Origin of the sequence: Arthrobacter sp. 2YAF22_2, from assembly GCF_052114645.1 — a bacterium.
In the GTDB taxonomy this organism is placed as follows: domain Bacteria; phylum Actinomycetota; class Actinomycetes; order Actinomycetales; family Micrococcaceae; genus Arthrobacter.
This window is the reverse complement of the sequence record NZ_JBFRFD010000647.1, coordinates 1-1,707: the sequence shown is the minus strand read 5'-3', so window position 1 is coordinate 1,707 and position 1,707 is coordinate 1. Positions and strand designations below refer to the sequence as shown.

The window sequence follows — 1,707 nt, the reverse complement described above, 5'->3', positions numbered from 1 at the left end:
CTGCACGGGGACAAGGCCGTGTGGAAGCTATTGGAGCAGCGGTCGGACGACGTCGTCGAGGTGCCCACGCCCGGTCCGGTCCCCCTCGACGTCGACACCGAGGATGACTACCGGCGGGTGCTCGCCGCCTTGCAGGAGGCCGGGTGAACACGGCCGCCCGGACGGGAGCCGAAGAAGAGGTGCAACGGCGGATCCCCGACGTGGCCGCCCTGATGACCGAGTTGGACAAGCACGACTACCTGGCCGATGCCGGGCTCGCCACCGCACTCTTCCTCGCGGTGCGGCTGCCGCAACCCATCCTGTTGGAGGGTGAGGCCGGGGTGGGCAAGACGGAAGCAGCAAAGACCCTGGCCCGGCTGCTGGACACCCCGCTGTACCGGCTGCAGTGCTACGAGGGGATCGACGCCGGCGAAGCCCTCTACGAGTGGAACCACCAACGCCAGCTGCTGGGCATCCGGCTGGCCGAGGCCCGGGACGCGCAGGTCAGCGAAGCCGAACTGTTCGGCCCCCAGTACCTGCTGCGCCGGCCGCTGCTGCAGGCCATCGAGCACCCGGGGCCGCGTCCGGCCGTGCTGCTGCTGGACGAGATCGACCGGGCCGATGCGGAGTTCGAGGCATTCACCTTTGAGCTGCTCGCAGAAGCCTCGGTCACCATCCCCGAACTCGGCACCATCCGCGCCACCCATCCGCCCATCGTCGTGCTGACCTCCAACCGCACCCGGGACCTCCACGACGCACTGACCCGCCGCTGCCTCTACCACTGGATCGACTATCCCGGGCCTGCCCGGATCGCCGAGATCGTGCAGCGCCGGGTGCCGGCCAGCAGCGGCCCGCTGGCGTTGCAGGCCGCCGCGGTCATCACTCGGCTGCGGACCCTGGACCTGGCCAAGCCGCCCGGGATTTCCGAGGCGATCGACTGGGTCTCGGCGCTCGCAGTGCTCGGCATCGAACAGATCGACGCCGCGACGGCCGAACAGACCTGGGGGTCGATCGTGAAAAACCGCGACGACCTGGAACTGGTGGGCTCCCGGGGGGCGGCCTGGCTGGTGGGCGGCACCAATGACTGAACCGACACTGCAGCCGCAGTCCTCGCGGCCGTTCGTCGAGGCCGCCTCGCTCGCCGCGGCCTTCATCACAGCGCTGCGCGGCGCCGGTGTCTCGTGCTCCCCCGACCGGGCGGCCCGGCTGGCGGTGGCACTCCGGCTGGTCCCGCCGATGGACCTGGAACGGCTTTACTGGACCTTGCGGGTGGTCCTGGTCTCCAGCCGTGAGCAGCTGCCGGCATTCGACGCCGTGTTCGGCGCCGTCTTCCGGGGCGGCTTCGATCAGGCCGCCGCGCTGGACCGCCAGTTCGGCGAACCTGTGGCTGTCCCGGCAGCCCCGCCGCCCGCGGATGCGGCGCGCACCCGCCCCGCGGCTGACACCGGGCGCGCGACCGCGCCGGGCCGCACCGCCGAACGGCAGCATCCTGCCGTGGCAGCGGGACGGGAAAACGCTGGGGACCGGCCCGCCCCGGAGCGTGAGGCCCTGCTGGCGATGGCTTCCGCGGAGGAGCACCTCCACGGGATGAATTTTGCCGCGCTCACCGAGGCGGAAGCCGCCGAGATCCGCCGGCTGGCCGCCCGGATCCTGTTGGCAACACCCGTTCGACTGAGCCGGCGCACGCGCAAGTCGCCCCACAGCAGCGCGCGGCTGGACGTCCGGGCC

General features: G+C 71.8%; 1 protein-coding gene and 1 pseudogene. Both read left to right on the top strand.

What is annotated here, in order from left to right; genetic code table 11:
• Positions 1-143 precede the first annotated feature (143 nt).
• Positions 144-1,067 carry an AAA family ATPase gene (locus AB4Y86_RS18275; RefSeq protein ID WP_441403563.1) on the top strand — a complete coding sequence of 308 codons (924 nt, stop codon included), beginning with the start codon at positions 144-146 and terminating at the stop codon, positions 1,065-1,067.
• A pseudogene (locus tag AB4Y86_RS18270) lies at positions 1,060-1,707 on the top strand (vWA domain-containing protein); the annotation flags it as partial. The gene AB4Y86_RS18275 and the pseudogene AB4Y86_RS18270, both read left to right, overlap by 8 nt.